Here is a 19,836-nt window from a genome sequence, read left to right as displayed (position 1 = left end):
GTTTCAATATGTTAGTGGTAAATTTAAGATTGCCAGCATATCAAATGAGATATTGTTTTACAAGGGGAGAAATGGTCCGGTATTTCAGAGCGTTGATTCCGTGAGGAGTGGCAACCCGTTTCCGCTCCACCGGGTCGCCACTCTTCACGGAATCAGGAGGGCTATTCCCCGACTGCCCTGGCCAGGGTCACGGCATAGACCGCTGACGCTCCCGACCGCTTCAGCACCAGGCTGCACTCGGCAATGGTGCTGCCGGTGGTGAAAACGTCATCCACCAATACAATCCGCCTTCCTTTTACCTCTTCCGGCCGTCGCAGCGCAAACGCCCCCTTCACGTTGCCCGGTCGTTCGTGTGCCGGCAGGTTCACCTGTGGTTCGGTCCAACGGGTCCGCTGGAGGAGGTGCCGTGCCAGGGGAAGCCGCCATTCATTGGCCAGCAGTTCCACGAGCAGGGCTGCCTGGTTGAACCCGCGCTGCCTGAGGCGCCGACGGTGCAAAGGCACCGGCAGCAGCAGGTCCACACCCCACTGCGTGACAACCGGCGCCAGCCGTTCGGCCAGCAACAGCCCCAGCGGGCGCCGCAGCTGTATCTGCCGGTTGTACTTGAAGCGGTGGATCAGCTCGCGCGCCGGTCCGTGAAACAGAAAGGCGGCCCGGACTGCATCATAGGGGGGCGGGTGGCTGAGGCACCTGCCGCAGGGGTGGTCCATCCCCCCTTCGGTCAGAAAAGGTGTGCCGCAGACCGTGCAAAGCGGCGTACCGATCGGCGTGAACCCGGCGCTGCAGGTGGGGCAGAGGTGGACCTTTTCCCCTCTGCCGATGAACTCCTTGCAGACATGGCAGAGGGGAGGAAAGAGCAGGTCGAGCAGGCCGCCGAAGAGGCTGGAAAGCCGTGACTGGTGACTCGTAAGTAGTGACTGGTGAAAACCTTTTCCCATTTTTGGCCAGTGGTTGTCTACGTCCCATAGGGACAGAATGTCTGTAGCCGGGGAATTTATTCCCCGGTTATCTTGGCAAAATGCCATTGCGTCACGTACGTGACGCAGAGATATATCGGCAACGCATCCGGGGGATGAATCCCCCGGCTACAATGCGAGCGCCCCTAACGGGGCTTCAAAGCTGTGCAGCAATTTTCTAACTGACAACGTTGATTTTAGGCCCCAGTTTTTTAATCGCCCCGAGCCCTACAGTCCCAGATCCTCGTTGACGATCAGCACCCGGAAGTCCATGGTCTTCGACTTGCGGTCGATGACGGTGGTGATCCGGCAGATCCGGTCCGGCGAGTTGCAGTTGCTGCAGAAACCGGTCTTGGCGCAGGGGGTGTTCAGGTTCAGACGCCGGGCATTGGCAGGGGAGGCGTAGTTCTTGATCCGGTCGATGGCGGCCTGCAGGTTCCCGTCCACCAGCTTGTTCCGGCCGGCCACCACGATCACCTTTTTCGGGCCGAAGGTCAGGGCCGCCACCCGGTTGCCGTTGCCGTCGATGTTCACCAGCCAGCCGTTCAGGGTCACCGCGTTGGTGCCGGCGAGAAACAGGTCGCAGGTGAGCTGGCGGCGCATGGTGGCCATCTTTTCCTCGCCCGACAGCCCCGGTGTGCCGTGGTCGAGGATCTCCTTCCCCTGCTCCCGCAGTTTCGCCTGCACCTCCAAATCGACGACGGTCCGGGAACCGCCGAAGCCGATCGACTGGGCATTGGCAGCTTCTTTGATGATGTAGTCGTGCGCCTCTTGGGAGGAGCGGCAGTAGACGGCGGTGAAGCCGTTCTGTCCCAAGGCCTCTACGGCCTTTTCGCACTTCTGTTCGTGGCTCCATTGGATCAGTTCGTGGGTGAGTGACATAGTTTCCTCCGTTGGTTGATTTTCGTTATTTCAGCGCCAGTTCCATATCTTCCAGTTTCTTGATCCGATCCCTGAGCTCGGCGGCCTTTTCGAAGTCCAGCTCCCTGGCCGCTGCCAGCATCTCCTTGCGCAGCTTCTTCACCAGTCCGGGGATCTTCTCCAGCGGCATGTACTCCTCCCGGGCCTCTGCCGCCACGGGAACGGTGTAGTAGTCCTGCTCCTCAATCGATTCGAGAATGGTTCGTAGCCCCTTCTGGACGGTGCGCGGGGTGATGCCGTGTTCGGTGTTGAACTCCTCCTGGAGCGTGCGGCGGCGGGTGGTTTCATCGATGCAGGCCCGCATGGAGCGGGTGACGGCGTCGGCGTACATGATGACCCGGCCGTTGACGTTGCGGGCGGCCCGGCCGCAGGTCTGGATCAGGGAGCGTTCGGAGCGGAGGAACCCCTCCTTGTCCGCATCCAGGATGGCCACCAACGACACCTCGGGAAGGTCCAGCCCTTCCCGGAGCAGGTTGATCCCCACCAGGACGTCGAATTCGCCGAGGCGAAGGCTCCGGATGATCTGCATCCGCTGGATGGTGTCGATGTCCGAGTGGAGGTACTTCACCCTCACCCCCAACTCCTGGTAGTAATCGGTCAGGTTTTCGGCCATCCGCTTGGTCAGGGTGGTGACCAGGACCCGCTCCCCCTTGGCGATGGTGGTCCGGATCTCGTTCAGCAGGTCATCCACCTGGCCGGAGGCCGGGCGGACCTGGATCACCGGGTCGAGGAGCCCGGTGGGGCGGATGACCTGTTCCACCACGACCCCGGCTGCCTTTTGCAGTTCGTAGTCGGCAGGGGTGGCGGAGACGTAGACCACCTGGTTCAGCTTGGCCTCGAATTCAGGGAAGTTCAGGGGGCGGTTGTCCAGGGCCGAGGGGAGGCGGAAGCCATAGTTCACCAGGGTCTCCTTGCGGCTCCGGTCACCTCGGTACATCCCTCCCACCTGGGATACCGTGATGTGCGACTCGTCGATGAACAGCAGGAAGTCCGGCGGGAAGTAGTCGATGAGGGTGTACGGAGGGTCTCCCGGTTGCCGGCCGTCGAAGTGACGGGAGTAGTTCTCGATCCCCTGGCAGAATCCCATCTCTTCCATCATCTCCAGGTCGAACATGGTCCGCTGCTCCAGCCGCTGGGCCTCAACCAGCATGTTCCGGCTCCGGAACCACTGGAGCCGTTCCCTGAGGGCGACCCGGATCTCCTCTATGGCCCGCTCCAGGGTTTCACGGGTGGCCACGTAGTGGGAGGCGGGATAGATGGCGACCTTGGCGAGACGGGAGAGCAGTTGGCCCCGTAGCGGGTCGATCTCGCTGATCGCCTCCACCGTGTCGCCAAAGAATTCGATGCGATAGGCCCGTTCGTCGTCGTGCGCCGGAAAGACCTCGACACTGTCACCCCGCACCCGGAAGGTGCCCCGGTGAAAGTCCACATCGTTCCGCTCGTACTGGATATCCACCAGTTTCTGCAGCAGGGTGTCCCGCCCGTAGTCTTCCCCTTCGTGGAAGAAGATGTGCATGGCCTGGTATTCGGCCGGTGAGCCGATGCCGTAGATGCAGGAGACCGAGGCGACGATGATCACATCCCGCCGGGTGAGGAGGCTGCGGGTGGCCGAGTGGCGCAGCTTGTCGATCTCGTCGTTGATGGACGAGTCTTTTTCGATAAAGGTGTCGGTGGTGGGGAGATACGCTTCCGGCTGGTAATAGTCGTAATAGGAAACGAAGTATTCTACGGCATTTTCCGGAAAGAGTTCCTTGAACTCGCCGTAGAGTTGGGCTGCCAGGGTCTTGTTGGGGGCCAGTACCAGGGCCGGTCTGTTGGTGGCGGCAATGAGGTTGGCTACGGTGAAGGTTTTTCCCGAGCCGGTGACCCCGAGCAGTACCTGATCCCGGTCGCCCCGTTCGATACCCTGCACCAGTTCGGCAATGGCCCGTGGCTGATCTCCTCTGGGCTGGTAGTCGCTGATGAGTCTGAACCGATTCATGTGCGGGGATAATAACACGTCTGGCCTGCCGGCGCCGAGAAAAACATTGCGGGTCGGCTTGGCCGCAGGAGTGTGCGAGAATGTGGTCGTCAGGAGCCTGAAGGGCAGTAGTGGCCCAGAGATGGCGGAGTGAGGTTCTGTTCCAGCCAGTAGTGACCAAGCTGATTGACCGCTTCGCTGAAGAGGTTGTAGTCCACCGGTTTGCGGAGATAGCTGTTGGCGCCCAGGTTATAGCTCTGCTGAATGTCGTGGGCCTCGTTGGACGAGGTGAAGACGACTACCGGGATGAGCCGGGTCCGTTCGTCGTTTCTGATGCTGCGGAGTACTTCGTGTCCGTCCACCTTGGGGAGTTTCAGGTCCAGCAACACGAGGTTTGGCATGACCGCCATGTCACGGGAGGCAAACGGACCGGTTGCAAATAGATAATGGAGTGCTTCGACACCGTCACGCACCACGGTCACCTCGCACGGTATCCGGTGTTTGTTGAGGGTGCGCAGGGTCAGGGTTTCGTCGTCCGGGTTGTCTTCAACAAGCAGAATCCGTTTGGTTTCCATGAGTATCCATCCAGAAGCGATGACTATTGTTGCAATTTTGACACTCTTATATACCAGGCTTTAGCGAAAAAATCCAGCACTAATTAGAAGTTGCCAATATCGGTGTCGATAAGCAGCGGCAGTCCTTGATTTTTTCCAGGGAGAATGCCATACTCCCGCGCAAGATACAGTAACCGTGGAGGTTTCTCAATGTTTGGATTCGGTATGCCCGAACTGATAGTCATTCTGGTCATCGTCCTGGTAGTCTTCGGTGCCGGCAAGCTCCCCGAGATCGGTGGTGCCCTTGGCAAGAGTATCCGCAACTTCAAGCGGGCGTCGGATGGGAAGGACGAGATCGAGATCAAGCCCCGCAAGGAAGAGGATGGGAAAAAGGAAGGGTGAGCTGGTAGCTGCTTGCCTTGTTCCACTGTTTCGTCAATGCCTCCTTAAAAGGGTTTTTTCTCCTCCACCACGTGCGGAGCCCTATGATTCCTGCACGCCATTTTTGCCCGTTGCCTTGAAAGGGCGTGGCGGGCTGCTATACTGATTGCGTTTCGCGCCCCGTGCCGGGGGAACAGCCTCAGGAGCAGATTTTGTGGAATGGGAATGCTGCTGGCTCAACAATGAGATCAGGCCGGAAGAGTGCCCCTATGTCGCTGCGGGGGAGGAGGAGCTCTACGTTGCTCACCGCAAGCGGCTGGTGGAGAAGTGCCTGGAGTGCCCGAGCTTCAGGAAGGACCTCAATCAGCTAAGCGATCGGGACTATCCGATGCACGACGTGCTGCGCTACCTCGTGGACGAGTTCATCGAACAGCGGGGCCAGCTCCAGTCCCTCATCGCCTTTCATGACAGCAAGACCCGCGAAATCAAGTTTCTCCATGAATTGAGCATGGTGCTCCAGACATCCCTCGACCTGGACGAGGTCCTGTCGGTGGCCATGACAGCCATTACCTCGGGCAAAGGGTTCGGCATGAACCGGGCCTTTCTCCTTATGGCCGACCGGGAGCGGCAGTGCCTCAAGGGGTACCTGGGGGTCGGCCCACGGAACTACGACGAAGCGTGGCGGATCTGGTCCGAGTTGGAGCAGGGTAACTACACCCTCAAGGAGCTGGCTCGCCATTTCCACAAGACCAAGATCACTTCGGAAAAGGTCAAATTCCAGGATATCCTCGAACGCTTGACCGTGCCGTATGCCGACCAGTTACACGTCTTTAACCGGGCGCTTCGGGAACGCAAACCGATCCTGGTGACGGATGCCTTTCACAATCCTGAGGTCAGTGAGGATCTGGCACGTATCCTGGAAGTGGATAGCTTCCTCGTCATGCCGCTCATCTCCCGCAACCGGCGCATCGGCGTTCTTCTGGCCGACAACTTTGTGACCCACCGAGCTATCACTACCCAGGACCTTCAGTCCATGGAGATCTTTACGTTTCCGGTGGCCTTTGCCCTGGAGCGCGCGTCCCTCTATGAAAAGCTTCAGGAAGAGATCGAGAAGCAGACCGCTGCCAACATCAAGCTGCAGGAGCAGCAGGCGTTGATCGTCAAGATGGAGAAGATGGCGGTGGTGGGGCGGATCACCTCCAGCATCGCCCATTCCATCCGCAATCCTCTGATGACCATTGGCGGCTATGCCAGGTCGCTCATGAAGGACGTGGGCGAGGTGGCCAGGAAACGGGAATACCTGGAGGAGATCGTCACGGAGGCCAAGCGCCTGGAGGATGTGCTGGAAGAGGTGCTGCACTATTCCGAGTCGCTCTATCCGGTCATGGATCGATGGGACATCAACCAGTTGGTGCGTAACGTCTGTCGGGAACTCAGCGAACAGTTGGCCGGCCGGAACATCGCGCTTACCCTTGATCTTGATCCGGACATACCCACCATCCTGCTCGACTATAAACAGATTGCCTACTGCCTGAAAACAATCCTGCAGCACATCATCGAGACCCAGCCGGGAGTAGGTGCAATCTGGGCTGCTACCAGCGGGGACGGTGACGGCCTCAGGGTAACGATCAGCGATGACGGCGCCACCATCGATGATGCGGTTAAGGAGGCACTGATTACCCCGTTTACCTCCACCCAGGAGCTTGGCATCGGTGTCGGTCTGCCGCTCTGCCGCATCATCCTGGAGCGCCATGGTAGCACGTTTTCCATTATTGACCGTCCCGAGGGGGGGACGGCATACACTTTTGTCATTCCGCTTCTAAGGGAGGATCAGTAGATGACCAACATTCTCGTAGTGGACGATGAGGCCTCCATCAGGCTCCTTTTCGCCCAGGAACTGGCTGACGAAGGGTACGCGGTGGAGACTGCCGGCACCATTGCCGAGGCCATGGACAAGCTCCGGGCATCGACCTTCGACGTGGCACTCCTGGATATCAAACTGAAGAACGAGAGTGGGCTCGATCTGCTGCAGAAAATCGTCAAGGAGCGCCAGGACATGGTGGTGATCCTTTCGACTGCCTTCTCCTGCTATAAGGACGACTTTTCGGCCTGGCTGGCCGATGGCTATGTGGTGAAATCCAGTGACACGCAGGAGTTGAAGGACGAGATCAAGCGGCTTCTGGCCAAGAAGCGGAACCGATGAATTCGTGAGGGGTGAGGCGGCTCACTTCTCACTACAATGAAGGAGGGTAATGCATGAAAGCAGTCATCATGGCCGGCGGGTTCGGTACCCGCATCCAGCCCCTTACCAGCAGCGTTCCGAAGCCGATGATCCCGCTCCTCAATCGGCCGATCATGCTGCACACCGTGGAACTCCTGAAGAAGCACGGCATTACCGACCTGATCATGCTGCTCTACCATCAGCCGGGCATCATCAAGAACTTCTTTCGGGACGGCACCGACTTCGGGGTGAAGATCACCTACGTAACCCCCCTGGAGGACATGGGGACCGCCGGGGCGGTCAAGTGTGCCGAAAAATACCTGGACGAGCGCTTTCTGATCATCAGCGGCGATCTCCTGACCGACTTCAACCTGCAGAAGGTCATCGACTTCCATGCGGAAAACAAGGCGATTGCCACCATCACCCTCACGTCGGTCAAGGACCCGCTCCAGTTCGGCGTGGTCATCACCGACAAGGCGAAGCGGATCACCCAATTCCTGGAAAAGCCCGGCTGGGGAGAAGTGATCTCCGATACCATCAACACCGGCATCTACGTCCTGGAACCGGAGGTGCTCAAGTACATACCGGAGGGAGAGAATTTCGACTTTTCCCAGAACCTTTTCCCCTCGCTGCTGGAGAAAGAGGAGGCGCTGTTCGGGTATCCGGCCAAGGGGTACTGGCGGGACATCGGCAACACCGACTCCTATCGGGAGGCGCACCACGACATTTTCCGCGGCAAGGTGAATGTGCGGATCGACGAGCCAAAGCAGGACTTCGTGGGGAAGGATCTACGGCTCGGCGCCGATGTCCGTCTGGACGACCCGTCCCACCTCCAGGGAACGGTGGTGGTCGGCGACAACAGCCAGATTCTGGGCGAGGCCCAGATCAAGGATACGGTCATCGGCCGCAACTGCACCATTGAAGCGGGGGTCAAGCTCTCCCGCTGCGTCATCTGGGACAACGTCTACATCAAGAGAGGGGCGAAGATCACCGACAGCGTCATCTGCAACAGTGTCCGGGTCGGCCAGGGGGTGGTCATAGAAGAAGGGGGGATCGTTGCCGAAGAGACCTCCATCGGTGAAGAGACCTATATCAAGCGGGATGTGAAGATCTGGCCCCGCAAGGTGATCGAGGCCGGCTCAACGGTAACGGCCAACCTGATCTGGGGTGAAAAGTGGAAACGGTCCCTGTTCGAGGGGGTGATGATCAAGGGGCTGACCAATATCGAACTGACCCCGGAGTTCGTTGCCAAGCTGGGGTGCGCTTATGGCACCTCGCTTCCCAAGGGGAGCTTCGTCCTGGGAGGGCGTGACGCCTACCTCTCCTCGCGGATGCTCAAGCGGAGTTTTTTTGGCGGCATCCTCTCTGCCGGGGTCAACGTCAGGGACCTGAAGATGATCCCGCTCCCCATGCTCCGCTACAAGCTCAAGACCTTTGGCGAGGTGGGGGGGATCTTCTTCCGGCAGGCCTCGGACGATCCCGCCTCAACCGAGATCGTCTTTCTGGACGGCGACGGCCTCGACTTTTCCAGTGCCATGGGGAAAAACCTGGAACGGATCTTCTACAAGGAAAACTTCCGGCGGGCTCACCACAAAGAACCGGGCGGGATCACCGAGCTCCCCCAGGTAAGCGAGTTCTACCGGGAGGGGTTCCTCAGGACCATTGACCGTGAGGCGTTCAAAAAGCAGAACCTGAAGGTGGTCGTCGACTTCAACCATTCCCCGGCCGGCCAGGTCCTGCCGGCGATTCTGAACGAGCTGGGGTCCGAGGTGATCGGTCTCAACGCCTATGTGGACGAGGAGCGGGGGGCGAAAAAGGCCGAAGAGAAAGCGGCCAGCTTGCAGCAGCTGGCCAAGATCGTCGTTACCCTGGAGGCCCAGGCCGGCTTCTGGCTCGATCCCTCTGCCGAGGCGTTCACCCTGGTGGACGAGGCCGGCAAGATCTATGAATCTGCCGAGCTCCTGCCGCTCATGGTGGCTCTGCTCCTGAAGAGCGGCGCCAAGGGGATCTTTGCGGTGCCGGTCAATGCCCCGTCCGTGGTGGAGCAGATTGTCCAGGAAAAACGGAGCCAGGTGACCCGTACCAAAAATAGCGAACGGGCCATGATGGAGGCGGCCCTCTCTTCCGAGGTGGTGCTGGTCGGTTCCATGGATGGCCGTCTGGCATTTCCCCGCTTTCAGACTGCCTTTGACGGCATGTTTGCCATTGCCAAGACCCTTGAGCTGATCGCCGCCAGTGGCGTTCCTCTCTCGAAGATCCATGCCGAGATCCCGCACCGTACCTTCCTGCAGACCTCCAGTGCCTGTATCTGGGAGATGAAGGGGGGGATCATGCGCAAGATGAGCGAGGACAGCCTGGACAAGGAAGCGACCTTTATTGACGGGATCAAGGTGCACTTCGGCGAGGACTGGCTGCTGGTCCTGCCGGACCAGTACGCCTCCTGTGTACACCTGGTGGCTGAGGCCAAAGACCCCAAGACTGCCCAGAAGCTGCTGGACGAGTACAAGAAGAAGGTGGAGAACTGGAAGAAGGAGCTGCAATAAACCCGGTTCGAGGTTCGATGTTCGATGTTGAAAAATTAACCTCGAACCTCGAACCTCGAACCTTGAACAGGTTCTCATGAAACAGCCTTTGTCGGTCATATTTCTCTGGCACATGCACCAGCCCTACTACAAGGACCCGCTCCGGGGGGAGTATATCCTTCCCTGGACGTATCTCCATGGCATCAAGGATTACTATGACATGGCGGCCATTGTGGATGAGGTGGCGGGTGCACGGGCGGTGTTCAACCTGGTGCCGTCCCTTCTGGAGCAGCTGGAGGAGTATGCCGCCGGGCAGGCGGTCGATCCGTTCCTTTCCCGGGGCCGGATGCACCCGGCCGACATGGGGGATGATGACCGCCTCTTTGTCCTGGAGAATTTCTTTGCCGCAAACCGCCAGCGGCTGATCGAACCGGTCAGGCGCTACTTCGAGCTTTTCTGTCTGGCGGGCGGCGATGGCGGGGAGCGGGCACGGGACCGGCTCCGCCTGTTCCGGGACCAGGATATCCTCGACCTCCAGGTCTGGTTTTTCCTCGCCTGGACCGGCGAGGCGGCGAGGCGGCGGCATCCGGCGCTCCAGGAGCTGGTGCGCAAAGGAAGCGGCTTCACGGCGGCCGACAAGGAGCTCCTCTTTGCCACGCACCGGCAGATCCTGGGAGAAATCATCCCCCTCTACAAGCGGTTGCATGCCGAGGGGAAGCTGGAACTGTCGGTCACTCCCTATTTTCATCCGATCCTGCCTCTCCTCTGCGACGTGCGAAACGCCCTGACCGCCATGCCGAAGGCGACCCTGCCGACCCTGCCGTTCAGCTTCCCGCAGGACGCCAGAAGCCAGGTCACAACCGCTGTCGACTATTTCACCGGGCTCTTCGGCTTTGCGCCGGCCGGCATGTGGCCCTCCGAGGGATCGGTGTGCGACGAGGCACTGGAGATCATTGCCGACTGTGGCCTCACGTGGGTTGCCACCGATGAGGGGGTGCTGCTCCATACGCTTCCGGAGGGGCTCGGTCCCGGCCGCGAGGCGCTCTACCAGTCGTACCGGTTCCAGCGTGGCGCCGCAGACCTGGCGATGTTCTTCCGGGATCACGCCCTGTCAGACCTGATCGGCTTTACCTATTCCCAGTGGGATGGGGAGCGGGCCGTAAACGATTTTCGCGAGCGCCTCCTGGCCATCGGCCGCCAGACCCACGGCGTCAGGGTTGTGCCGGTCATCCTGGACGGGGAGAACGCCTGGGAATACTACGAGGACAACGGGTATCCGTTTCTCACCCGTCTTTACCGGACCCTTGTGGATGACCGCGACGTGAGGCTCACCACCTGTTCGGCGTTCCTGGCGGAACATACGACGCACCGGCGCCTGGATCGCATCTACCCCGGTTCCTGGATCAATGCCAACTACGGGATCTGGATCGGGCACCCGGAAGAAAATCTAGGGTGGGATTATCTTTACAAGGCCAGGGAGGCGGCCGTACGCAACCATCCCCGGGTTGCCGAACTCCTTGCCACCGGAGCGGTTGCCGATTTCCCGAACGAGCCCGACGGGACCGCTGCCCTCATCTGTCGTTCGCTCTTCGCCGCCGAGGGGAGCGACTGGTTCTGGTGGTACGGTGACGACCACTTTTCGCCCCATAGCGATCGTTTCGACCTCCTCTTCCGCCGCCACCTGATGAACGTGTACCGGCTGCTGGGGCTGCCGGTGCCGGCTGAACTGTACGAACCGATCAAAAAGAAGAGCCCCGCCGGTTTCGTGCGGGAGCCGGCAGCCCTGATCTCGCCGGTTGTCAACGGCTTTGTGACCGATTACTTCGAGTGGCTCGCCGCAGGCCTCTTCGACCTCTCCAAGCAGGCATCGGCCATGCATTCGGCCGAGAGCATGCTCCAGTCGTTCTTTTACGGCTTCGACCGGCATGCCTTCTATTTCCGGGTTGACGGACAACAGTCCCTGGAAAAGATGCTGCACCCGAGCGATCTCCTGACCCTGCACCTGATCAGCGATCGCGAATACCGTCTGGTCATGGGGCTCGGCGGCGAACAGGGTCTGCTCCAGGTACGGGACGGAGCAGAGTGGCACGACACCGGGACGAGCTGTCACTGGAAGATCATCAAGATCTGCGAAGCGAAGGTGCCGCTCGATATCCTGCACCCCGAGCCCGGCGGCTACCTTTTTGCCTTTTTCACCCTGACCCGGGGCGATGACGAAGTTGGGCGCTGGCCAACCGATGCCCCGATGCGGCTCAGGTACGTCGGGCCGGAGCTGGAGCTGGAAACGTGGCTGATTTGAGGAGAAGATATGTCAGAATTGAGGTGGGACCCGATCAAGCAGCACTGGGTAATCATCGCCACCGACCGGGGGCGGCGACCCCGGGATTTCCGGGTTGAGGAGGCCGGCGATAACGCCGGGGTCTGCCCGTTCTGCTACGGCTATGAAGACAAAACCCCGCCGGAGATCTTTGCCATCCGGAAGTCGGGTGCACCCAATACGCCTGGCTGGCAGGTGCGGGTCTTTGCCAACAAATATCCGGCGCTCAGGATCGAGGGCGACCTGAAGAGCCGCGGTTACGGTCTCTACGATGTCCGCGAGGGGATCGGCGCCCACGAAGTGATCGTGGAGACCCCGGACCACAACAAGAGTATGGCCGACCTGACGGTGGACGAAATCTCCAACGTACTCAAGGCCTATCGGGTCCGCCTGCTGGACCTGCGCAAGGACATCCGTTTCCGCTACATGGTTCTCTTCAAGAACCACGGTACCCGGGCCGGCGCCACCCTCAGCCACTCCCACAGCCAGTTGATCGCCGTTCCCCTGACTCCGCCGGTGGCCGCCACCGAGCTCAAGGTCTGTCGGGACTTCTATTCGGTCCGGGAACGATGCATTTTCTGCGACCTGATCGAATTCGAGATCGCCGAGGGGGCGCGGGTGGTGAAGGAGTCGCCCGACTACCTCCTGATCACTCCCTATGCATCCTGCTTCCCGTTCGAGCTGCGTCTCTATCCCAAACGCCACAGCCATGACTTCGCCCTGATGACCGACGCTGAGCTGCTGGAGCTGGCCGCGGCATTGAAGGACATGCTCATGCGGGTGAAAAAGGTGCTGAAAGACCCGCCGTACAATTTCATCCTCCATACGGTACCGCCCCATCAGCCACGGCCGGGAAAGCCCGACTACTGGGGGTCCATCCAGTGGGACTACCACTGGCATATCGAGCTGGTTCCCCGGCTCACTCAGATTGCCGGCTTCGAGTGGGGGACCGGCTTTTACATCAATCCCACCTCTCCCGAGGATGCGGCTGCATTCCTCCGTGAGGCGGATATCTGAAAAAACAACTACTCAACGAGGTTTACCAGATGAAGATTCTGTTTGTGGCTTCGGAAATGACTCCGCTCGCTTCGACGGGCGGGCTTGCCGATGTGATTGGTTCGCTTCCCAGGGAATTAAAGCTGCTCGGCCATGACGTCAGGGTGATCATGCCGTGCTACCGGACTCTGAACCGTTTGGAACTGCCGATCCGCAAGGCGAGGAAGAGCATTGAGCTCCTCAGCGGCTCCAGTTCATACAAGGGGTTTCTCCGTCAGACGACGATTGACGATATCACGGTGTATCTGATCGAAAGCCGGGACTTTTTTGACCGGGATCATCTCTATGGCCCGCCGGGTGGGGATTACCCTGATAACCACTGCCGGTTCACTTTTTTCTGCCGTGGCGTACTCGACATGCTGAAACGGATGGACTTCCGACCGGACATCCTCCATTGCCACGACTGGCAAACGGCCCTGCTGCCCATCATTCTTCGCTACGAACACCACGACGATCCGTTCTTTGCAGGGATGGCCACCCTCTTCACCATCCATAACCTGGCCTTCCAGGGGATCTTCCCCCGGAAGGCCCTGGAGGAGATGGGGCTGAACAAGACCTGTTACCGGATTGAGCGGCTGGAGTTCTACGGGCAGGTGAACCTGATGAAGGGGGCGCTGTTGACCGCCAATCTGCTGAACACTGTTTCCCCGACCTATCGCAACGAGATTCTGACCCCGGAACTGGGGTGCGGCCTGGACGGGGTCCTGCGTTCCCGCCGGGACGACCTGGTCGGGGTGCTCAACGGAATCGATACGGCGCGCTGGGACCCGGCCTCCGACCGGGCGCTGGCAAAGAATTACACCGCCAGTTCCCTTGCCGCCCGACAGTTCAACAAGCAGCGGTTGCAGAAGCAGTTGGGGCTTGCCGTTGACCCGAACATTCCCTTGGTTGGCATCGTTTCCCGCCTGGCGGAGCAGAAGGGATTCGACCTGATTGTCGAGATGCTTCCCCGCATCGCAGCGGAAAACATCCAGTTGGCAATACTCGGGGAGGGTGATGAGCGTTATGTCCGGGAGTTTGCCTCCCTTGCCCGGTCGGAGGATAAAAAGATTTCCTTTTCGCAGGGTTACAATCCTGCCTTGGCAGCAGGCATCTTTGCCGGGGCCGACATCTTTCTCATGCCGTCCCGTTTTGAACCGTGCGGTCTGGCGCAGATGGTTGCCCTCCGGTATGGTGCCGTGCCGGTGGTCCATAAGGTCGGCGGGCTGGCGGATACCATCAGCGACGAGCGCTGCGGAGCGAAGGAGCCAAACGGCTTCACCTTTGACGACTATACCGCGACTGCCCTTTGGGACGTGCTCCAAAGGGCAGTCGCGGCATTTGGCGACAAGAGCCGCTGGCGGCACATGGTGCGTAACGGCATGCGCCATAATTTTTCATGGGCCAGTTCCAGTCGACAGTATGACGACCTGTATCGGCGGTGTCTGGTGAAGAAGCGGGGGTACTGATGGGGGACCAGGAGCCGGAGAGCGAATTGACCCAACTGGCCCGGGAGGTGCGGAAGCTGGTGGAGGATAATCGCACGTTTCTGGACCGGATCATGGACGATGACTTCGAGCCGGAGGACGACGGGGAGTCCGGGGGAGATTTGCCGGTCGGTTGAGTCCCCGGCCAATCGGTTACGATACGATTGGAGACCTCGGCGATCTCTGCAAAGTGTCAGACCTGTTGGTGGTCATGTCCCATTACCCCGTCGGCATCCTGGTCCGGAAAAGGCTTGGTGCATCCTTCGTCCGGGGCGATCGGCAGCACGATGGTAAACGTGGTTCCCTCGCCAACCCGGCTGGTCACTTCGATATTTCCGCCATGATTCTTGATTATTCCGTACGAAACAGACAGTCCGAGACCGGTTCCGCGGTTTTCCTTGGTGGTGAAGAACGGATCGAAGATTTTTGCCAGCGTCTCTTCGGCAATGCCGCAACCGGTGTCGATTACCCGGACGAAGAGGGATTGTTCGTCCGGGGTGATGTCAATGGTAATGGTCAGGGAGCCGGTACCGTCCATTGCCTGGCCGGCATTGAGCACCATGTTGATGAAGACCTGTTCGATCTGGCCGGGGTCGAGATAGATCAATGGCAGAGCTTTTTGGTAGTTGCGGATTATGATGATGTCCTGAAAGAGCGTCTGGTGTTCCACAAGGGAAAGGGCCGCATCCATCACCTGTGTGAGCGATGTCCTGGTCTTGTGGGGAACCGACTCCCGGGAAAACTTCAGGAGTCCCCGTACTATGTTGGCACATCGTTCCGTCTCCCGGACAATCACCGCCATGTCGTCCTGCAGCGACGGGTCCAGCTTGGCATCTTCGCTCACCAGGTTTGAGTAGACCAGGATGCCGGTCAGAGGATTGTTGATTTCATGGGCGATGCCGGCCACCAGTTCGCCCACGGAGGCGAGCTTTTCCGAACGAACGAGCTGGGCCTGCATCGACTGGATCTCCCGGGTGCGCTCCTCGACCTTCAGTTCCAGGGTCCGGTTCCATCCCTGCAACTCCTGGCGAGCCTTCTTGAGGGAGGTTGTCATAGAGTTGAACGATTCGGCCAGTTCACCCAGCTCGTCGTCGGAGCTAAAGGGGATGGTCTGGGTCAGGTCCCCTTGGGCCAGCAGGTTCGTGTGGTCCAGGAGATGCTTGACCGGCTTGTTGACCAGTTGCTGGGTGAAAATCGCCAGGAAGAGGGATATGAGGAGCAAGAGGACCATGGTCAGGCCGATGACCCACGAACGGGAGGAGCTGAGCTGGGCCTGCATGTTTTCCAGGGAGACGATTACATCGAGGACGCCGAGGACCTTGGCGCTTTCCGGATGGAAATGGCAATCGGCAACGTAACAGCTCGTCTCGTTATAGATGGCCTTGGCCAGTCCCATCACCTGCTTTCCGCCGGCAAGGGTGAAGATGCGGCTTCTGTTCATGGTGGAGGCATGGAGCAGCGGCTCCCCACTGGCGTGGCACATGGTGCAGGCAGCGGCCTTTTTGTCCAGAACCGTGCCCGCCTCCTTGGGGTTCGTGGAGAAGATGATCTGGCCTTCCTTGTTGATGAGCCGGATGCACTCGATCCCCTTTTGACTGCCGGCATCCTGCATGATCCGGTCGACCTGCTTGCGGTCGTTGACCAGCATCTGGTAGTGGGTCACATTGATGAGGGTCTCGCTGAGGAGTTCGGCATTGTTCACCGCGTCGTCCAAGAGGAGCTTCCGTACGCCATGGATGTTCAGGTAGGCGAAGAGGGTCATGGTGATGAGGAGGACCACGCTGGTGACGATCGTCAGTTTTGTCGTGAGGCTGCGGTGCATATAGTATTCGTTTAATTAATTAAATTTTTTCTCCATTATAACTTTCTGTTGCATTTCGTCAATGCAATCTCCATCATCATGCACACTAAGCTGATGACTCACGGATTCACTATACCTGCACGGAAGGATCAGACATGAAGCGCAACAGAGTTGCCCCGGGGTATTTCCCCTTTTCCATACAGCTCCGCCGGTCCCTCTGGGACACCCTTTCTCTCGGGCCGGCAGCAACCGCCATTCGTGACGGAAAGTTGCCGCAGGTCATGTTCTACCGGGAGCTGGCTGCCCGCCTCTCCCCCCAGCCGGGCCGTGCCGGGCAGCCGGTCCATGCCGGCATGCTCGGTCTCTACTCCCTGCAGCTGCGGATATTCCGGACGGTTATCGACCGCTATGCCGGGGAACAGCACCCCGGGATACTGGAACAGGTACTGGCCGCTGCCGGTTTTTCCTGCGACTCGCCCGACCTCTTTGCTGTGGCGGAGCGGTTCGCGTCCCTCTTTCCCGGTACCGACCTCCTGTTCGGAGACCGTGTCGATGCCGCAGCCTGGCTTGGGGAGGATAGCACCGATCATGCCAGAAAGAAGGAGATTGCGGCTGAACTGCTGCTGCTCAGGCTGGCAACGGAGAACCGGGCGCTCGATCCGTTCCGCGAACTCCTCGACGACACTGAACTGGCGGCCGGCAGCCGCTATCCCCAGCTCGTATCCGGTGTGGAGCGGCAGTTGGCCAGGTCGCCCGTGGTGGCTCCGTTCAACCTGACCCTGCCGGAATTGCTCCGCCTCCCCTTGAAGGCGGCACCAGCTTCCCTCTATGACCAACTGGAGTACATTCGGACAAACTGGCGCGCAATCCTGCCGGATGAGCTGCTGACTGAAATGCTGTCGGCCTTTGCGGTGGTCCGCGAGGAAAGCCGCATCTTTGCCCCCCGCGGCGAGCCCGGAGGGGCGCCGGTCCTTGAATTCGGCCGGGCCGGTGGGGCCGGCATCAACGACTATTATCCCGAGCCCGAGCGCTTTTCGGCGGATACGGACTGGATGCCCAATGTGGTCCTCCTGGCCAAGATGGTCTATGTCTGGCTGGGGCAGCTGTCGAAACAGTATGGCAGGGAGATCACGCGGCTCGATCAGATTCCTGACGCGGAACTGGACCGGCTGGCCCGCCGGGGGGTCACCGGCCTCTGGCTGATCGGCCTCTGGGAGCGTTCGCCGGCCTCGCAGCGGATCAAGCAGATGTGCGGCAACCCGGAGGCGATCTCGTCCGCCTACTCCCTGTTCGACTACACCATCGCCCACGATCTCGGGGGGGAAGAGGCCCTCTGGAACCTGCGGGAACGGGCGCTCAAACGGGGCATCCGGCTGGCCAGCGACATGGTTCCCAACCACACCGGCATTTACTCCAAGTGGACCGTGGAGCACCCGGACTGGTTCGTCCAACTGGACTATCCGCCGTACCCGGCCTACCAGTTCAACGGCCCGGATCTCTCCTCCGCGCCCGAGGTGAGCCTCCATATCGAGGATGGCTACTGGGAACGGCGGGATGCGGCCGTGGTCTTCAAGCACTATGACCACCGCGACGGCCGGACCCGCTACATCTACCACGGCAACGACGGTACCAGCACGCCGTGGAACGATACGGCCCAGCTCAACTACCTGAATCCCGAGGTGCGGGAGGCGGTGGTCCGCACCATCCTCCATGTTGCCCGGATGTTTCCCATTATCCGTTTCGATGCGGCCATGACCCTGGCCAAGAAGCACTACCAGCGCCTCTGGTTCCCCCAGCCCGGTCACGGCGGGGTGCCGTCCAGGGGGGAGCACGGCCTGACCCGGGAGCAGTTCGATGCGGCCATGCCCGAGGAGTTCTGGCGCCAGGTGGTGGACCGGGTGGCGTCCGAGGCGTCCGATACCCTGCTCCTGGCCGAGGCGTTCTGGCTGATGGAGGGGTACTTCGTTCGCACCCTGGGGATGCACCGGGTCTACAACAGCGCCTTCATGAACATGCTGAAAATGGAGGAGAACGCCAAGTACCGCCAGACCGTGAAGAACGTGCTGGAGTTCAACCCCCAGGTGCTGCAGCGGTTCGTCAATTTCATGAACAATCCGGACGAGAAGACCGCGGTCGAGCAGTTCGGCAAGGAGAGCAAGTACTTCGGTGCCTGCGTCCTGCTGGTGACCATGCCGGGGCTGCCGATGATCGGCCATGGACAGGTGGAGGGGTTCCACGAGAAGTACGGCATGGAATACAAGAAGGCTTATTGGGATGAGCCGGTGGACGAGCACCTGGTGCGGGAGCACGAACGGAGGATATTTCCGCTGATGCGGCGGCGCTGGCTCTTTTCCGGCGCCGACAGCTTCGTGTTCTATGACTTCTGGAGCGGCTCCCACGTCAACGAAGATGTCTTCGCCTACTCGAACCGGGTCGGTGAGCATCGGGCCATCATCGTCTACCACAACAGGTTTGCTTCCACCTCCGGCTGGATAAGGAGCTCCACTTCCTTTGCGGTAAAGAACGGGTCGGGCGATATGGAACTGCGCCGGACGACCCTTGGCGAGGCGCTCTCTTTCAAGGGGGATGGCCGGCACTACTACCTGTTCCGCGATTATGCCAGTGACCTCGAGTATATCCGCAATGGCCGCGAACTGTGCGAGCAGGGGCTGTTCGTGGAGATGGAGGCGTACGAATACCACGCCTTCCTGGACTTCAGGGAGATCTGGGACGACGAGTTCGGTACCTGGGGGAAGCTGTGCCACCAACTCAATGGGCGGCCCGCTCCCAGCATGGACGAGGAGGTGAAACAGGTTCGTTACGCCGACCTCATCGACCGGCTGCGGGGGCTTTGCGACCGGCACAGCGGACTTATTACCGGGGCCTTCGGTGACGTGCCGGTAACAAGCCTGGACAAGGCGAAGCGTGCGTTTTGTGCCGACCTCGGCGTGTTCCTGGCTGCCTTGGCAGCAACCGCCGGGCTGACGGAGGATCCGCAGTCGATCGAGAAAGCAATCGCCAAGGAGCTGGATTTCCTTGAAGGCCTGGTTGCCGAACCGGTCGCACGCGGGGAGATGGAGCCGGTTGCGACGCTGACTGGGTATACTGCCCGTATCCTTGCCTTTTCCCTGCTTTGCCTGCACCGTGCGGGCGAACTTTACGGAGACAAGGGGAGTGTCGGCGTCTCTGCTGACCTGGCGCACCGTTTTGGCCTGTTTCGTCCGCTCGAAGAAGCGCTTCATGCCGAGGCCGGCGAGGAGGCCGATCCTCTGGCAACGCTGGAGGTGCCATCCATAGTGGCCCTGTTTGCAGCCCTTCTGCGTTGGCAGGAGGCACTGGTGACTGCACCGGAACTGGTGGAAACCCAACTGGCCGAACTGCTCTCCGACAACGATGTGGCAACCTTCATCGGTCGTCATGAGAGCGGCGGGTATGAGTGGTTCGTCAAGGAGCGTTGGGATCTGCTGGTGAGCTGGTTGTATCTCGCTGCCCTGACCGTGGTGGCCGGCACGGCGAAAAATGGTGCCGTTACTGCCACACGGCGAAAGGCGTTGCTAAAGAGCGCGTCAACCCTTGCTGGGCGAGCGGCGACGGCCGGCTATCGCGTGGATCGATTCCTGCGGATGGGCATACGTAATCCCCTGAATCGGTGAGGTTCGGGAGTTGGTGCAGTTGGTGGCA

The 19,836-nt window shown here is 60.1% G+C and carries 14 protein-coding genes; 9 read left to right on the top strand and 5 right to left on the bottom strand.

Going from position 1 to position 19,836, the window contains the following annotated elements:
- Positions 1 to 161 precede the first annotated feature (161 nt).
- The 4 genes from JN12_RS02665 to JN12_RS02650 all read right to left on the bottom strand — a co-directional run bounded on the left by JN12_RS02665 (position 162) and on the right by JN12_RS02650 (position 4,412).
- On the bottom strand, positions 162 to 938 hold the full coding sequence (locus JN12_RS02665) for a ComF family protein (protein ID WP_145017819.1): 777 nt from the start codon (positions 936 to 938) through the stop codon (positions 162 to 164).
- 246 nt (positions 939 to 1,184) lie between these two features.
- Positions 1,185 to 1,838: a lactate utilization protein gene (locus JN12_RS02660; protein WP_145017817.1), complete on the bottom strand. Its 654-nt coding sequence runs from the start codon at positions 1,836 to 1,838 to the stop codon at positions 1,185 to 1,187.
- A gap of 25 nt (positions 1,839 to 1,863) precedes the next feature.
- Positions 1,864 to 3,858, bottom strand: a complete 1,995-nt coding sequence (gene uvrB / locus JN12_RS02655; RefSeq protein ID WP_145017816.1) for an excinuclease ABC subunit UvrB — start codon at positions 3,856 to 3,858, stop codon at positions 1,864 to 1,866.
- Positions 3,859 to 3,947: 89 nt separating this feature from the next.
- Complete coding sequence (locus JN12_RS02650; protein ID WP_145017814.1) at positions 3,948 to 4,412, bottom strand: response regulator; 465 nt, start codon at positions 4,410 to 4,412, stop codon at positions 3,948 to 3,950.
- A 189-nt stretch (positions 4,413 to 4,601) separates the two neighbouring features.
- Here JN12_RS02650 and JN12_RS02645 point away from each other — a divergent pair, with 189 nt between their 5' ends.
- The 8 genes from JN12_RS02645 to JN12_RS20405 all read left to right on the top strand — a co-directional run bounded on the left by JN12_RS02645 (position 4,602) and on the right by JN12_RS20405 (position 14,491).
- Positions 4,602 to 4,793 (top strand): twin-arginine translocase TatA/TatE family subunit, encoded by a 192-nt coding sequence (locus tag JN12_RS02645; RefSeq protein WP_145017812.1) that lies wholly within the window; start codon positions 4,602 to 4,604, stop codon positions 4,791 to 4,793.
- Positions 4,794 to 4,986: 193 nt separating this feature from the next.
- On the top strand, positions 4,987 to 6,609 hold the full coding sequence (locus tag JN12_RS02640) for a sensor histidine kinase (protein WP_145017810.1): 1,623 nt from the start codon (positions 4,987 to 4,989) through the stop codon (positions 6,607 to 6,609).
- Entirely contained in the window at positions 6,610 to 6,975 is a 366-nt protein-coding gene (locus JN12_RS02635) for a response regulator (protein ID WP_145017808.1), read from the top strand.
- A 53-nt stretch (positions 6,976 to 7,028) separates the two neighbouring features.
- Positions 7,029 to 9,536 (top strand): mannose-1-phosphate guanyltransferase, encoded by a 2,508-nt coding sequence (locus tag JN12_RS02630; protein WP_145017806.1) that lies wholly within the window; start codon positions 7,029 to 7,031, stop codon positions 9,534 to 9,536.
- A 76-nt stretch (positions 9,537 to 9,612) separates the two neighbouring features.
- Positions 9,613 to 11,814, top strand: coding sequence for a glycoside hydrolase (locus JN12_RS02625; RefSeq protein WP_145017804.1), 2,202 nt, complete (start codon positions 9,613 to 9,615; stop codon positions 11,812 to 11,814).
- Positions 11,815 to 11,823: 9 nt separating this feature from the next.
- Positions 11,824 to 12,849, top strand: a complete 1,026-nt coding sequence (gene galT, locus JN12_RS02620) for a galactose-1-phosphate uridylyltransferase (RefSeq protein WP_145017802.1) — start codon at positions 11,824 to 11,826, stop codon at positions 12,847 to 12,849.
- 29 nt (positions 12,850 to 12,878) lie between these two features.
- Entirely contained in the window at positions 12,879 to 14,336 is a 1,458-nt protein-coding gene (gene glgA, locus JN12_RS02615) for a glycogen synthase GlgA (RefSeq protein WP_145017800.1), read from the top strand.
- Positions 14,336 to 14,491, top strand: coding sequence for a hypothetical protein (locus JN12_RS20405; protein WP_170241823.1), 156 nt, complete (start codon positions 14,336 to 14,338; stop codon positions 14,489 to 14,491). The genes glgA and JN12_RS20405 overlap by 1 nt, the downstream gene beginning before the upstream one ends.
- 56 nt (positions 14,492 to 14,547) lie before the next feature.
- Here the strand turns inward: JN12_RS20405 and JN12_RS02610 are convergent, their stop codons facing one another.
- Positions 14,548 to 16,176, bottom strand: coding sequence for a HAMP domain-containing sensor histidine kinase (locus tag JN12_RS02610; protein WP_145017798.1), 1,629 nt, complete (start codon positions 16,174 to 16,176; stop codon positions 14,548 to 14,550).
- 134 nt (positions 16,177 to 16,310) lie between these two features.
- Between JN12_RS02610 and JN12_RS02605 the strand changes: the two genes are divergently transcribed.
- On the top strand, positions 16,311 to 19,808 hold the full coding sequence (locus JN12_RS02605) for an alpha-amylase family glycosyl hydrolase (protein WP_145017796.1): 3,498 nt from the start codon (positions 16,311 to 16,313) through the stop codon (positions 19,806 to 19,808).
- The last annotated feature ends 28 nt before the right edge of the window (positions 19,809 to 19,836 follow it).

It is taken from the genome of Geobacter argillaceus (genome assembly GCF_007830735.1).
GTDB classification, from domain to species: Bacteria; Desulfobacterota; Desulfuromonadia; order Geobacterales; family DSM-12255; genus Geomobilibacter; species Geomobilibacter argillaceus.
Note: the sequence above shows the minus strand (reverse complement) of the source record. Positions and strands in the feature narration are given on the sequence as shown.

What these genes read in the sequence shown, in the direction of transcription:
- glgA (WP_145017800.1), top strand. Translation starts at nt 12,879, where the DNA reads ATGAAGATTCTGTTTGTGGCTTCGGAAATGACTCCGCTCGCTTCGACG.
- JN12_RS20405 (WP_170241823.1), top strand. Translation starts at nt 14,336, where the DNA reads ATGGGGGACCAGGAGCCGGAGAGCGAATTGACCCAACTGGCCCGGGAG.
- uvrB (WP_145017816.1), bottom strand. Translation starts at nt 3,858, where the DNA reads ATGAATCGGTTCAGACTCATCAGCGACTACCAGCCCAGAGGAGATCAG.
- JN12_RS02605 (WP_145017796.1), top strand. Translation starts at nt 16,311, where the DNA reads ATGAAGCGCAACAGAGTTGCCCCGGGGTATTTCCCCTTTTCCATACAG.
- JN12_RS02610 (WP_145017798.1), bottom strand. Translation starts at nt 16,176, where the DNA reads ATGCACCGCAGCCTCACGACAAAACTGACGATCGTCACCAGCGTGGTC.
- galT (WP_145017802.1), top strand. Translation starts at nt 11,824, where the DNA reads ATGTCAGAATTGAGGTGGGACCCGATCAAGCAGCACTGGGTAATCATC.
- JN12_RS02630 (WP_145017806.1), top strand. Translation starts at nt 7,029, where the DNA reads ATGAAAGCAGTCATCATGGCCGGCGGGTTCGGTACCCGCATCCAGCCC.
- JN12_RS02660 (WP_145017817.1), bottom strand. Translation starts at nt 1,838, where the DNA reads ATGTCACTCACCCACGAACTGATCCAATGGAGCCACGAACAGAAGTGC.
- JN12_RS02650 (WP_145017814.1), bottom strand. Translation starts at nt 4,412, where the DNA reads ATGGAAACCAAACGGATTCTGCTTGTTGAAGACAACCCGGACGACGAA.
- JN12_RS02635 (WP_145017808.1), top strand. Translation starts at nt 6,610, where the DNA reads ATGACCAACATTCTCGTAGTGGACGATGAGGCCTCCATCAGGCTCCTT.
- JN12_RS02625 (WP_145017804.1), top strand. Translation starts at nt 9,613, where the DNA reads ATGAAACAGCCTTTGTCGGTCATATTTCTCTGGCACATGCACCAGCCC.
- JN12_RS02665 (WP_145017819.1), bottom strand. Translation starts at nt 938, where the DNA reads ATGGGAAAAGGTTTTCACCAGTCACTACTTACGAGTCACCAGTCACGG.
- JN12_RS02645 (WP_145017812.1), top strand. Translation starts at nt 4,602, where the DNA reads ATGTTTGGATTCGGTATGCCCGAACTGATAGTCATTCTGGTCATCGTC.